A 12,345-nucleotide genomic window follows, 5' to 3' on the forward strand; every position below is an offset into this window, starting at 1 on the left:
AGAGTTGCAACCGGAGGTGAGTTTCTGATGTCGACGCAGCTGCTTATATATAAAACTGCTGTTCCAGTTTCGAGGGCCCGGCACGGCGATTGCTTTATCGATGGCGGCGTGGACTATAGATTCAGCGGCGAAGTCAATTCTGTTCCGCTGATGGCCGTCGAGTTCCCGCAGGCGGCTGCTGAATATGCAATCGTGTTCGCCGGCAACGAGACCGAGGTGATGCCGACCGCGATCCTGGGCGTTCGGGGATCGGAAAACCTTTACCTCGGTGACGACAGCCAATGGAAAGCGAAATACATCCCCGCTTTCGTGCGGAGATACCCATTCGTATTTTCCCGTGAGGGAGATCGATTCCTGTTGTGCGTGGACGAGGAATTTGCTGGCTTCAACCGCGAGGGACGAGGACAGCGCCTTTTCGGCGATAACGGCACGCCTACGCCCTTTGTCAATAATGTGCTCAAATTCCTTCAGGAGTATCAGGCGCAGTTTCTGCGTACGCAGCGGTTCTGCCGGCGCATAAGGGACTTGGGTCTGCTGGAGCCCATGCAGGCGCAGGTGACGATGGGAAGCGGCCCGCGCCTTTCGCTTGGCGGCTTTTCGGCTGTGAGCCGGGACAGACTGAAAGCCCTGCCTGGCGAAACGCTCAGTGAACTGGCGAAGTCCGACGAACTGGAGCTTCTCTATCTTCATTTGCAGTCGATGCGGAACTTCGAAGGTCTGCGCGACCGACTTGAGCATTGCTTGCAGGAGGCAAGAGAAACGCAACTTGAGGACAGCGGCTTGCCGCACGGAACGAACGTTGTGAATTGAACGGGGCGTTCGTATGACCGTCGCGTTTCGTTCGATCGGCTCGGAAGATGGAGTTCGCGCCGAGGCTATCGCTTGGGCGAGATTTTCGTCGGCCAAGAGCGCGGACGAATTCTTTTCGGGCTGGTTGGCAATCCTCTGCTCGCAAATCGATCGGGCGGAGGGCGGTCTGCTGCTTCTCGGGTCCGGCGTCGACGGATCGTTTGCGCCGGCGGCCTTGTGGCCCGACGCCACCCACGATCTTCGCCATCTGGGTTGCGCCGCGCAGCGCGTCCTCGACGGGCGCATCGGCGTTGTTGCAGGCGTCGACGGGCAGTCGGCGCCGACGCGCGATCAACCGGCGCAAATTGGTTATCCAATCGAACTGGCCGGCCAACTCAAAGGCGCAGTTGTTGTGCAGATCGGGGCCAGCCCGGAGTCGAATCTGCAGCGATCGCTGCGGTCGGTGCACTGGGGCTCGGCCTGGCTGGTCGACAGACTGCGCCAGCGGAGTCTCGATGAAACCAAGGAACGCTTGGCCCGAACGGGTCTGGCGATCGACCTCGCCGCCACCGCGCTGAAGCAACGGGGCGTTACGGTATCAGCACTCGCCATCGCCAACGAGCTGACGGTACGCTTGCACTGTGATCGCGTCGCGATCGGGCTGGAGCGTGACGGCGACATTGAGCTCGCAGCGATCTCTCATACCGCCGCCTTCAATCCGAAAATGAGCGTGGTGCAGACGCTATGCGCCGCCATGGAAGAAGTGCTGGATCTGGACGCAGCGATTGTCCTGCCGTCCCTGGACGACGCGCCGCCGGGGGCTGCGGCGCACGCTGAACTTGCGCGCGACCAACACGATATCGGCGTTTGTTCGGTCCCGCTGCGTGACGAGCACCGCGTGATCGGCGTTCTGACCGCAGAGAGAACGAAAGGAAGCCCGTTCGACCAGGAGGCGACGGAGATCCTGGAAGCGGCGTCGACGCTGCTGGCGCCGATCATTGCCCTCAAAATGCAGAACGAGCGCGGGATTCTGCACCGCACGCGCGACGCGTTTTTCCGCCAATTCGAACGTCTGTTCGGACCGGGCCATGCGGGCCTGAAGCTGATCGCCTTGACGGCGACGGCCGTGGTCCTGTTTTTCAGCCTTTTCACAACCACCTATCGCGTTTCCTCCCGCGCGGTCGTCGAAGGGCTCGTGCAGCGTGCGGCCGTCGCGCCGTTCGACGGCCACATCGCGGACAGCGAGGCGCGGGCTGGGGACGTCGTGCGCGCCGGCCAGGTCCTGTGCCGGCTGGACGACCGCGATCTCAAACTCGAGCTGACCCGCCTCTTGTCTGATCGCGATCAGGCGATGGGCAAGCATCGGCAGGCGCAATCTTTGCAGGACCGCGGCGCCATGGCGATCCTGGTAGCCCAGATCAAGGAACTCGACGCCCAGATAGAGTTGCTCCAGTATCGTCTCGCCCGCGCGACGCTGGTCGCGCCTTTCGATGGCGTGGTCGTATTCGGTGACCTGAGTCAATTGCTGGATACGCCGGTCGAACAGGGTAAGCTGTTATTCCAGATCGCGCCGCTGGACGCCTATCGCGTGATCCTGGAAGTTGACGAACGCGACATCTCGGCGCTGAAGCAACATCAGGGCGGCGATCTGATGTTGTCCGCGCTACCCGGGCAGCGCCTGCCCCTCGAAGTGCAGCAGATAACTCCCATGACGACGACACAGGAAGGCCTGAACTTCTTTCGCGTCGAGGCCAGTCTGCGCGGTCCGACCGACCATCTGCGCCCGGGAATGGAAGGGGTAGGCAAAATCGAAGTCGGACAAAGGCGACTTTTCTGGATCTGGACGCACAGCCTGTTCGACTGGCTACGGATGTGGGCCTGGAAGGTAATGCCGTGAACGGGCCGATCCTGAGTAACCTCTGGTATCGAGTCGCCGATTTGAAACCGCGGTTGCGCGCGCACGCCGTCATGTATCGTCATCGCTATCGTGACCGCGTCTGGCACCTGCTGCAGGATCCGGCGTCCGGCCGCGTGCATCGCTTCACGCCCTCGGCGCGCTTGATCATCGGCCTGATGGACGGTCAGCGGACCGTGGCCAATCTATGGGATATCGCCAATCGCCGTCTCGGCGACAGCGCCCCGACCCAGGACGAAATGATTCAGCTCCTGAGCCAATTGCACGCGACCGACCTGCTGCAGAGCGACGTGACGCCCGATGTGGCCGAGATTTTCGATCGCGGCGAGAGGGAGGGGCGCGCGCGTCAACGCCAGGCCCTTGGCAATCCGATGGCGATCCGCCTCGGATTGTGGGACCCGGATCGGTTCCTTAACCGTTGGCCAGGGCTCATCCAGTTCGTCTGGAGCCGGTGGGGCGCACTTTTGTGGCTGGCGGCCGTGCTGCCGGTGCTGGCGCTGGTTCCCCTGCACTGGCCCGAACTCAGTCATAACTTCGCGGATCGCGTGTTGGCGGTCGATAACTTGTTTGTTCTTTATCTGGTCTTTCCAGTGCTGAAGGCGCTCCATGAAATGGGGCACGCGACCGCCATCAAGGCAGGCGGCGGCGAAGTGCACGAAATGGGCATCATCCTGCTCGTGCTGCTGCCCGTGCCGTTCGTCGAGGCGTCGGCCGCAAGCACGTTCAAATCAAGGTATCGCCGCGCCATGGTCGGGGCGGCTGGCATGGCGGTGGAAGTCTTCATCGCCGCGCTGGCGTTCTATCTTTGGTTGATTGTCGAACCGGGGCTGGTGCGGGCCGTTCTGTTCAACATCATGGTGATCGCGGGCGTGTCGACCCTGTTGTTCAACGGCAATCCTCTGTTGCGCTATGACGCCTATTATATTTTGAGCGATCTGGTTGAGATTCCAAATCTCTCCACTCGCGCGACCCGGTACTGGCTGTATTTTGCTGAGCACTATCTGCTTGGTCTGAGTGAACTGGAGCCGCCGGACGCGACGCGTTCAGAAAAGGCATGGTTCCTATTCTTTGGTGCGGCATCCACGGTCTATCGGATCATCGTCACCGTCGTGATCACCTTGTTCATCGCGACAAGATTTTTCTTCATCGGAGTCGTGCTCGCGCTTTGGGCTGTGGCCGCGATGGCGATCGTTCCCATAGTGAGGGGCGTGCTCTACCTGAGCCGAAGCCAAAGGCTGCAAAGGAGCCGTAACCGCGCGGTCGCGGTGGTGGCGGGCGCCGTGACGGCTATTTCGGCCTTCGTCTTTTTTGTGCCCCTGCCTTCCCATACCGAGGTCGAGGGCGTGGTCTGGCTGCCGGAGCAATCGTTTGTTCGTGCCGAAGCGAATGGGCTGCTCGTGCAGTTTCTCGCGGAGCCTGGCAGTCGCGTGGCGGCCGGCGACAAGCTGGCTCGCTTCGACGACCGCGCCTTGGCTTCGCAGTTTGATTTTGGCGCAGGCCGTGTGGAAGAGCTGGAGGCAGTCGCCGCGGTCGAGGCGGTTACCGACCGGGCCCGCGCCGAGCTCGCGCTCCAGCGGCTGCAACACCAGCGTCAGGATCTCGCGATCGTCGCGGGCAAAATGGCGAATCTGACGGTGACGGCGAAGACCGCAGGCGAGTTTGTCGTTCCGCAAAAGGATGACCTGATCGGCCGCTATTTCCGCAAGGGCGAGTTGGTGGGCCACGTTATCGGCGACGTCGAGCCGCTCATCCGCACCGTGGTGCCGCAAGACGCGATCAACCGAGTTCGTATCGACACCGACCGCATCCGCGTGCGAATGGTGGATGATCCAGGGTCCGCATGGGATGGCCGAATCGTTCGCGCCGTTCCCGGTGGCGACGAATTGCTTCCAAGCCGCGCCCTTGCGTTCGAGGGCGGCGGCGAAATCGCCACCGATCCGAGGGAAACCAAGGGCGCAAAGGCCATGGGGCGAATGTTCCAGTTCGACGTCGCGTTGGTCGGCGGGACGAAAATCAGCCACTTTGGTCAGCGGGCGCTTATTCGTTTCGAACATGAGGAGGAGACGTTGTCGACGCAATTCTATCGGGTGATCCGCCTGCTGTTCCTGACGAGGTTCAGTGCCTAGCGCCTCGCTTCTGCTCGCGCCCGAGGAACTCGCTCCGGGCCGCCCTTATGCCGAGCGCGCCGAACGTGTGCCCGGCCAGCACGATATTGCGGCGGAGTTCCTGCTGGCGAACGTGGTTCGGCCGTTGCGACGCGTCTTTTGGAATCCCGCTCGATCCTTGCGGCGGATCGTCGCGGAGAGCGATCGACATGTGGCGAATTTCCGGCTTGCGAGCGACGAGGCACTGGCGGCCAGGGCCGCTGCGATGCGCCCGCTCTTTCGGCGGCGGGGGTTCGCCGCCCCGCTGGCCGGCGAGTGTTTCGCAATCGTCGGCGAGGCGGCGTCGCGCACGCTCGGCGTCCGGCATTTTCCCAGCCAGATGATGGCGGGATGGGCCCTGCTGTTGGGGCGGCTGGTTGAGATGGAGACCGGGGAGGGCAAGACGCTCGCGGCGACGCTTCCCGCCTGCGCTGCGGCGCTGGCGGGCGTGCCTGTTCATGTGATTACGGTAAATGATTATCTGGCCCAACGCGACGCCGCGGCGATGGAGCCGCTCTACCGATTCTTCGGATTGAGCGTGGGCACCGTGACACAGGGTTTGACCCGGCACGAGAAGCGCGAGGCCTATCGACGTTCCATTGTCTATTGCACGAACAAGGAGCTCGCCTTCGATTATCTGCGCGACGGGGTCACGCGCTCGGGCCGGCGCAGTCGACTGCATTTCAGTTTGGACCGGCTGCGCGGAGAGGCCTCAGCGGACGACGCGCCGGTCCTGCGCGGCTTGCATTTTGCGATCGTCGACGAAGCGGACAGCGTCTTCATCGACGAGGCGAGGACGCCGCTGATCCTGGCGACCGACGCGGGCGACAAAGAAGAGGCTGAGGTGCTGCGACAGGCGCTGACGCTGGCTGCCCAGCTTGAAGAGGGCGTGGATTTTATTATCGATCTGGCTGTGCGCGACTGCGCCTTGACCGGCGCAGGATGCAAGAGACTGGCCAGCGCGACCCGGGATTTCGAAGGCGTCTGGCGGTCGGCGCGCGAGCGTGAGGAGCGCGTGACGCACGCGCTCACAGCGATGCGCCTGTTCCACAGGGATCAACACTACGTGCTCGCGGACGGCAAGGTTCAGATCGTCGACGAATACACGGGCCGCGTGCTGGCCGATCGATCCTGGGAGCGCGGGCTGCACCAGATGATCGAGATCAAAGAGAATTGCGAGCCGACGCAACGCCGCGAGACACTCGCGCGCCTGACCTATCAACGCCTGTTTCGCCGCTATGTCCGACTTTCCGGCATGACCGGTACGGCCCGCGAAGTCGCGCGGGAGATCAGATCCGTCTATGGGCTTGACGTCGTTCGCGTGCCGCTGAACCGGCCCTCGCAACGCCGCTATGTGCCTCCGCGGCTCTGCGCGACGAAGGCCGAGAAATGGCGCGAAGTCGCGGAATGCGTCGCGGGTCTTGTTCGCGATCAATCGATCCCTGTCCTGATAGGAACGCGGTCGGTTCTAGCCTCCGAGGAGGTTAGCGCACTCTTGCGCGAGCGGGGAATCGACCACGCTTTGCTGAATGCCAAGCAGGACGAGGCCGAGGCGGCGATCGTGGCATCGGCGGGCGCCGCCGGGCGCGTAACGGTGGCGACCAACATGGCGGGGCGCGGCACCGACATAAGGTTGTGCGACGGGGTGTCGCAGCTTGGCGGTCTGCAGGTAGTCCTGACCGAATATCACGATTCGGCTCGCATCGACCGGCAACTGTACGGCCGCTGCGCACGCCAGGGAGATCCCGGCGGATGCCACACCATCGTGTCCTTGGAGGACGACCTGTTTGTCAGCAATTCGCCCTGGCTTGTCGGGGGGGCGCTCCGCTTTCTCAGCGCGGACGGATTGCGCTGGCCGTTCGTTCTTCGCCTGCTCAAGCTGCGCTCCCAAGCCGTCGCGGAAGCGCGCAACTCGCAGCAGCGGATGACCAACCTTCGGCGGGATCGGCGCCTGGAGCAGATGCTGGCGTTTTCGGGGCCCAGCGAATGATTTCGGACGGGTTAGCGAATCTCGTCCGGACGCAATGTGACCGCACTGACCTCGGCCGTCTTAAAGAGTGAATTCGATCGGTCGATGCCGTTTCGTGGGAAATAGAAGACAAGCTACGCGCTAAGGATCGCCTCGGGGAATTTGATCTGGAATTTATCAGTTTGGGGCAGCGGCATATTAAACGGAATGATGAGCGCCATGACCTGAAGAAGCAACTGGATGTGCAATTAAACTCTGATATTGTCGGGGCACAGAGCCATAAAAAAGTTTGCTCACTTCTCTCGCTATGAAATGGATTTTTCGGAAACGCGTTGATTGTGCGCGAGGCCTTTGACGGGCTGCGTACCAAAAAGCGTCGGACGGCCGGATGTCTGACGTCAGGACTGGACCGAGGAATGTCGTTGCGCCAACAAAACTGCGATTTTTCAGTCTAGAGTGCGCCAAGGCGCCGTGGAGTCAGATCAAATGGCCGACCTGACGTTCAAAAAATGTCTGGATCATTATCGAAATCAGATTTTTTTTTTGAAATGCAAAAGCTAGCGCTGTGGGTCGCGTCAATCGGCGCGGTGCTGTCAGTCGTGTTCGTGGGTATGGCTCGTGCGGGTGTCCTGGCGGACGCGTCTACGTGCCTGGTCAAGCCGAAACAGGTTGTCCAACTCGGAAGCTCCGTATTTGGCGTGCTGGCGGAACTGACGGTCGACCGTTCGGATCCGGTCGTCAAGGGGCAGGTCATCGGCAAGCTCGATACGAGCGTCGAAGAAGCGCAACTCGCGCTAGACACTTATCGCGCGCAGAATACGGCAGCGCTCCGCTCCGCGAAGGCGGATATGGAGTGGAACGAACGCGAACTGGCGCGGCGGCAGAAGCTCGCAAGCAACATGTTCTCGCGCTTGAACGACGTCGATGAAGCCGCCACCAAGGTCGCACAGGACAAGATCGCGATCGACAAGGCCGAGGACGATCAGAAAATCGCCAAGCTGGAAGCGGCCCGCTCGCAGGCCCAATATAACCTCAGACTCATTCGCAGCCCGTTTAATGGCATCGTTTCAGAGGTCAAATTGCAACCGGGTGAGTTCATCTACGAGACGACCCCGATCGTCACTCTCGCGCAGGTGGATCCGCTAACGGTCGACCTGGTCATCCCCGGCAAGCGTTACGGGTCGGTGAAGCTCGGCCAGATGGCTGAACTTTACCTGTTGCCGCCCGCCGACAAGGTCGTTCAGGCTCGAATCGACGTCGTCGACCCCCTGATCGATCCCGCGAGCGATACCTTCCGGGTGCGCCTCACATTGCCCAATCCCGACTACGCAATTCCGGCCGGGATACGCTGCACCGCCAACTTGCCGGACGCGCCCCATGAATGACGCCGGCGAGCAAGCGACCCGAATTAGTCTGGGGTCGTTCCGGACGGCGAGACGTTGTGAGCGCGCTCGTCGCGGCTCGGGCCGCCGAACAATGCGTCGTTGTCGACTTTGGCGAGCGCCTTCATCGCGGCGTCCAAGGTGAGGAAGTGAGTGTTGTCTTGCTGCGCCGGATGAAGTTGCGGCGGCTTTGTCACGCCGACGCGATCTTGCCGTGTCTTCGACTTTACCAACTGGAAATCCTCCGGATTTCTTCTAACGGACCGCGCCTTCGCACAGCTGGGGACAACCACCAACAATCATTCAGCCGTCGTCTCGCGCTTGGCGACGGTAATGAGCCCCTTCGCGATCGCGCCATGCACACGCCCGCAGGAACGAATATCATCTCCGCTCTCGATCTGCGTTCGCATAGCATCCGGATCGCTACCAACTGGCGCAAAGACGCGACCTCCATCGGCCAGGTCAACGGCCACCATTCCCTGAGGCGGACGTACGAGGCTGCGCAGAACCTGCGTCTCGGCTGCGTTGTCGGCAAGCACGACGTGGGCGAGTTTCGCGCGCTTCTTTTGCCCGATGCCAAATTGTACACGCCAGCGGAACAGCAGAACAGCAGCCCGGTGACGATCCCGTGCTTGCGGGCAACGGCAGATACCTTGGCGCCCGGCTGCTCGGTTTCCCTTGCGATCGCGAGCTTCTCCTCGTCGCTGAAGAAGCGCCGGATGGGGGCGGCGGGCGCCGTCGGATCGCCGATTTCTGCGGCTGTCAAGCTCCTTTCGGGAGTTGAGTTCCTGGCACCAGTGCTAACGGCCGGACGGGCGGAGGAGTGAAGATGCGCGCGGTAGTCAATTGCGACCTCGCCGCTATCCAGTCGGTCACCCCATTTACGCCACGAATACGGCGACAGCTGCATCGCAGCGGCGTAGGACGGACGTTCATTCCGCTCCAATTCATCGCCTCTACATGCATCGCCCAGAACGCTTGTGTCGCGCGGTTGCGGATGTCCGTGCTGACGGAAAACCGTTGCTGATTCCGCTTTCGCAGCGCTTTTGTTCGCTCATCCCGGTGCTTCTCGCGGCGCAATTCCGTCTGATATTCCGTGAATTTACGCGCAGTGTCATCGCCGGCAAGCTGCTTCAGCGCTTCAGCCAACGCCGAAACGTGTTCTCGGTGAGACGCTGCTGACGACAATGTTTGCGGAGCCCCAGACCGCTTCGGCGCCGCGCTTCGACGTGCAGCGAAGACTAACGGCTGGGGCGGGCGATCCCTTATCGCGCGATAACGCATTGGTCGGGTTTGGAGTGCGGCGTCGGCCAATATCCGCGCGACTCGACGCTAGAACCAAAAATGCCGTGGGCAATTGCAATTCCGAACTAGCCCTAACGGGCACACGCATCGCGCAGGCCGCCGCAGCGATGTCACTTCTGCTCGACGCCCTCGATCTCGATCCCGATTGCGCGGAAGCTGGCGTATTTGTTGCCAACGTCTGCCTCAGGCTGCGTGAATCTCGACGCGGGAACCCGTTCCGGAAGACGTACTTTGAAACGTGGCTCGTCTCAGCTCGTTACTTGCTACATGGGAAAGAAGCTGAAGCAGCCGTCAGAAGACGATCCGAAAAAGGATAAGCCGTCGCGCACCGATCAGGCTCGGCAAGTCGCCGAGGAATACGCGGACGACCTGCGGGAGACCATCAAGGAACTCCGCAGCTTGCTGAATTGAGGCAGCCTCTGTTTGTCGGCCCGTTTTGTTGTGATGTAACAGCCGATTTTGCTTCTTGCCGACCGATTGAGTGTTACAGTTCCACTTGGCGCTTGCCACCTGCCGCCAAAGCCGCGCAAGCGCCATTTGGTTAGAGACTTTCATCTCTTACCGGCCCCTGTCCGATCCAGCCCCGGACGGGGGCTTTTAATTGGTGGCCTGTTTTGATTCCGCGAGTGGCCTATTTCGACCAGTACCGAAACGTGGGGCCACGGCCGGCAGGGGGCGCTAGACTAGGCGGTGAAAAACACCGATCCTGCCGCGCGTGCGTTCCGCTTCGATACACGGAAAAGTACTGGCGGTTTGCACCGCACACAGGGAAAACCCCGCTTTGGGGAAGCGGGGCTTTCTGGGTTGGGCTGAAGCGGGGGTGGTTGGGGGACCTTGGCGCTTCAATTATCTGTCGGCAGATTTAGTGAAAGGTTCAAAAGAAAAGCCGTCCGAGCCGTGGGCTGCCCCGATACCCTTGTTGAAGTTGATCACCTCGCTCCAGTAGAGCCGAGTGTCGACCCAGCGACCCTGCCGCAGCCGGTGCACGCGAGATGCGTCGAGATGTCGTACCAGTCCCAATCGGGCAGGGCGGCAAGCTTCAGCCAGCCGCTGTGGTGGACGGCGAGCGCAAGCGTCAATCGCCTTCCTTATCAAGCGTGTTGCGAACCGGAGATATACGGCTGAGGTAATTGAATGGATCGACCGACATCTATCGGCACAGTAGCAGATACATACCAACGTTATCCATTGGTCTCCTGTTCTCTGATCTGGACCAAGTCGAATAATGCATATCGCACAGCGCTGCAGCTTGTCGAAGCGAATAGTCACAGGCCTCGCGGGCCTTCCTAAGGTCTCGACCAAATTGCTTCCAATTAATCTTCATGGGAAACCGCATCCAGGGCAAATGGTAGCTTGCGTCGAATGACGGCGAGTTATTGCAAATCGCGGAGGTGAAGGTCTGACGTCATTCGCGGCCTCTCCGAAAGAGTCTCTTCGTGGCCTCGATGGCTTCAAGCAGGACGGGCGAAAGCACGAAAAATGCACCGAGCCCGATTGCCATGATGAGGTGGCGGAGCGAGATCTTTTCCTCATCCTCAAACGGATAAGCATTTTTGTCGATCGGGACGGGGGCGAGTTCACTGGCGCCCAGGGCGGTCGACCTCGAGCGCGGCTTGCGCGGCGGGATCATGATGACCACGAACAGGACATCCAGCAGCAGCCAAATTCCGAGGCAGACCAACAAGATTTGCAAACAGACACCTTTGATAAAATAATAGAAATTTGAATATTCTGAAAGGAAAGCGCAACGTCCGGGCGAGGGCAAGGGTGGAGGGCCCCGCAAGATAATGGGGCCTCGCCGCACGTCGTGGGTATGGAAAAGGCGGTGACCAGGCGCTTGCGCGAGGGGATCTGCCCATTTCCGCCTGGACTGCCTCTTGTCAGGTGCTCCACCGCGCTGACGGCGAACGGTAGCAGCCGAGCGATTTAATTGTTTGGGTTTGAGCGCTCTCCGCTTCATTGTCGCGGTTCGCTTCTTCTTTAATGTCAGTATTCGCTCTTCTGGTCTTTTGTCGCTCACCTACCGGCCCCGTTCGAAAAGGACGTTCATTTCAGTACCGCGGAATCCGTGTGCCGCTAGCACCGGTGCACGGGTTCACTGATGGATAGAATTTAGGGCGGGGGGGCTTACTGGGTGAGGAGCCTGTAGATGTCGGCAAGGTGCGCGCGTTTGCCGCGTTTTCATCGGCTTTTGCTTTGGCCCTTACTTTTGCAGTGATTACCACCTCTAGGCATATCAGCGTTTCTCACGCGGCGGCGGTATCCCGGACAATCTAAGCCCGCAAATCAGCTCCAGCGAATACCGATAAAATCGCCATCTCGCCAGACGAGACGGCACGTGCGGGCCGTCCGGAAGTTGTCGAACGACAGTTCGAAATCCGTAGGCATAGCGCCGATACCATGAAGGCGAATGCTTGCGCCGCGACCGCTCGCGTCGCGGACCGTGCACGAGAGTATGCTGTCCGATCCCACAAAGAACAGTGCTGCGCCACGATCAATTCGCGTCCGGCGGACCGATCGTCGTTCCGGCCTTGAGCGCAGTATGATTTCTTCGATCGAAAACATCGATATCACCTTCAAATGACGAGAGGCATTTGTAAATCCAGCGTCGCCCGTTGAACCTGCGCCAGACACGGCCCCAGACTAGCCATCCTGTGATCGTGCGCCTGGGCATGAGTACCGTCCACACATGCCAGCACTTGGCCCAAGCTGTTTTCGATGTCGAACTATGCACCCGCTCTAAATCCCCTAAGTGGAATTAGGTAAAAAGCCGCGGTCTCGGGTCGCGCCTCTGCGCGCGAGTTCTAGCGAGTTAACTTTGCGCGGACTACCCGTCGGCGC

The 12,345-nt window shown here is 60.7% G+C and carries 12 protein-coding genes and 2 pseudogenes; 5 read left to right on the top strand and 9 right to left on the bottom strand.

Annotation, left to right across the window (positions count from 1 at the left end; all coding sequences use genetic code 11):
* Positions 1-27: 27 nt before the first annotated feature.
* The 3 genes from ACP2YO_RS20950 to ACP2YO_RS20960 are packed head-to-tail and all read left to right on the top strand — an operon-like array spanning position 28 to position 4,830.
* A complete protein-coding gene (locus ACP2YO_RS20950) occupies positions 28-810 on the top strand; it encodes a SapC family protein (protein ID WP_426442494.1) in 783 nt (260 codons plus the stop codon).
* Between the two features lie 13 nt (positions 811-823).
* A complete protein-coding gene (locus tag ACP2YO_RS20955) occupies positions 824-2,686 on the top strand; it encodes an HlyD family efflux transporter periplasmic adaptor subunit (protein ID WP_426442495.1) in 1,863 nt (620 codons plus the stop codon).
* Positions 2,683-4,830, top strand: a complete 2,148-nt coding sequence (locus tag ACP2YO_RS20960; RefSeq protein WP_426442496.1) for a peptidase M50 — start codon at positions 2,683-2,685, stop codon at positions 4,828-4,830. Before ACP2YO_RS20955 ends, ACP2YO_RS20960 begins: the two co-directional genes overlap by 4 nt.
* On the opposite strand, the gene ACP2YO_RS20965 is transcribed toward ACP2YO_RS20960, so the two are convergent.
* Positions 4,820-5,020 carry a hypothetical protein gene (locus ACP2YO_RS20965; protein WP_426442497.1) on the bottom strand — a complete coding sequence of 67 codons (201 nt, stop codon included), beginning with the start codon at positions 5,018-5,020 and terminating at the stop codon, positions 4,820-4,822. The genes ACP2YO_RS20960 and ACP2YO_RS20965 overlap by 11 nt on opposite strands.
* Here ACP2YO_RS20965 and ACP2YO_RS20970 point away from each other — a divergent pair, their 5' ends adjacent.
* Both ACP2YO_RS20970 and ACP2YO_RS20975 read left to right on the top strand, forming a co-directional pair.
* Complete coding sequence (locus tag ACP2YO_RS20970; RefSeq protein ID WP_426442498.1) at positions 5,021-6,838, top strand: DEAD/DEAH box helicase; 1,818 nt, start codon at positions 5,021-5,023, stop codon at positions 6,836-6,838. It abuts the gene before it with no gap.
* A 488-nt stretch (positions 6,839-7,326) separates the two neighbouring features.
* The gene (locus ACP2YO_RS20975) at positions 7,327-8,202 is read left to right on the top strand and encodes an efflux RND transporter periplasmic adaptor subunit (protein ID WP_426442499.1); all 876 of its coding nucleotides are present in this window, start codon (positions 7,327-7,329) and stop codon (positions 8,200-8,202) included.
* A gap of 23 nt (positions 8,203-8,225) precedes the next feature.
* Here the strand turns inward: ACP2YO_RS20975 and ACP2YO_RS20980 are convergent, their stop codons facing one another.
* The 8 genes and pseudogenes from ACP2YO_RS20980 to ACP2YO_RS21015 all read right to left on the bottom strand — a co-directional run bounded on the left by ACP2YO_RS20980 (position 8,226) and on the right by ACP2YO_RS21015 (position 12,069).
* Positions 8,226-8,432 carry a hypothetical protein gene (locus tag ACP2YO_RS20980; protein WP_426442500.1) on the bottom strand — a complete coding sequence of 69 codons (207 nt, stop codon included), beginning with the start codon at positions 8,430-8,432 and terminating at the stop codon, positions 8,226-8,228.
* Between the two features lie 391 nt (positions 8,433-8,823).
* A pseudogene (locus tag ACP2YO_RS20985) lies at positions 8,824-8,917 on the bottom strand (transposase); the annotation flags it as partial.
* Positions 8,918-8,961: 44 nt separating this feature from the next.
* Complete coding sequence (locus tag ACP2YO_RS20990) at positions 8,962-9,348, bottom strand: hypothetical protein (protein WP_426442501.1); 387 nt, start codon at positions 9,346-9,348, stop codon at positions 8,962-8,964.
* A gap of 32 nt (positions 9,349-9,380) precedes the next feature.
* Positions 9,381-9,434, bottom strand: a pseudogene (locus tag ACP2YO_RS20995) (hypothetical protein); the annotation flags it as partial.
* 361 nt (positions 9,435-9,795) lie between these two features.
* Positions 9,796-10,059, bottom strand: coding sequence for a hypothetical protein (locus ACP2YO_RS21000; RefSeq protein WP_426442502.1), 264 nt, complete (start codon positions 10,057-10,059; stop codon positions 9,796-9,798).
* 595 nt (positions 10,060-10,654) lie between these two features.
* Complete coding sequence (locus tag ACP2YO_RS21005; protein WP_426443271.1) at positions 10,655-10,840, bottom strand: helix-turn-helix domain-containing protein; 186 nt, start codon at positions 10,838-10,840, stop codon at positions 10,655-10,657.
* Between the two features lie 69 nt (positions 10,841-10,909).
* Positions 10,910-11,134 (bottom strand): hypothetical protein, encoded by a 225-nt coding sequence (locus ACP2YO_RS21010; RefSeq protein WP_426443272.1) that lies wholly within the window; start codon positions 11,132-11,134, stop codon positions 10,910-10,912.
* A 656-nt stretch (positions 11,135-11,790) separates the two neighbouring features.
* A complete protein-coding gene (locus ACP2YO_RS21015; protein WP_426442503.1) occupies positions 11,791-12,069 on the bottom strand; it encodes a PilZ domain-containing protein in 279 nt (92 codons plus the stop codon).
* Positions 12,070-12,345 lie beyond the last annotated feature (276 nt).

It is taken from the genome of Bradyrhizobium genosp. P (assembly GCF_049949265.1).
Lineage (GTDB): Bacteria > Pseudomonadota > Alphaproteobacteria > Rhizobiales > Xanthobacteraceae > Bradyrhizobium.

Bases quoted from the DNA above. Each gene is read 5' to 3' on its own strand.
- ACP2YO_RS20950 (WP_426442494.1), top strand. From the start codon at position 28: ATGTCGACGCAGCTGCTTATATATAAAACTGCTGTTCCAGTTTCGAGG.
- ACP2YO_RS20955 (WP_426442495.1), top strand. From the start codon at position 824: ATGACCGTCGCGTTTCGTTCGATCGGCTCGGAAGATGGAGTTCGCGCC.
- ACP2YO_RS20965 (WP_426442497.1), bottom strand. From the start codon at position 5,020: ATGTCGATCGCTCTCCGCGACGATCCGCCGCAAGGATCGAGCGGGATT.
- ACP2YO_RS20975 (WP_426442499.1), top strand. From the start codon at position 7,327: ATGTCTGGATCATTATCGAAATCAGATTTTTTTTTTGAAATGCAAAAG.
- ACP2YO_RS21000 (WP_426442502.1), bottom strand. From the start codon at position 10,059: ATGAAAGTCTCTAACCAAATGGCGCTTGCGCGGCTTTGGCGGCAGGTG.
- ACP2YO_RS21005 (WP_426443271.1), bottom strand. From the start codon at position 10,840: ATGCGGTTTCCCATGAAGATTAATTGGAAGCAATTTGGTCGAGACCTT.
- ACP2YO_RS21010 (WP_426443272.1), bottom strand. From the start codon at position 11,134: ATGATCCCGCCGCGCAAGCCGCGCTCGAGGTCGACCGCCCTGGGCGCC.
- ACP2YO_RS21015 (WP_426442503.1), bottom strand. From the start codon at position 12,069: ATGTTTTCGATCGAAGAAATCATACTGCGCTCAAGGCCGGAACGACGA.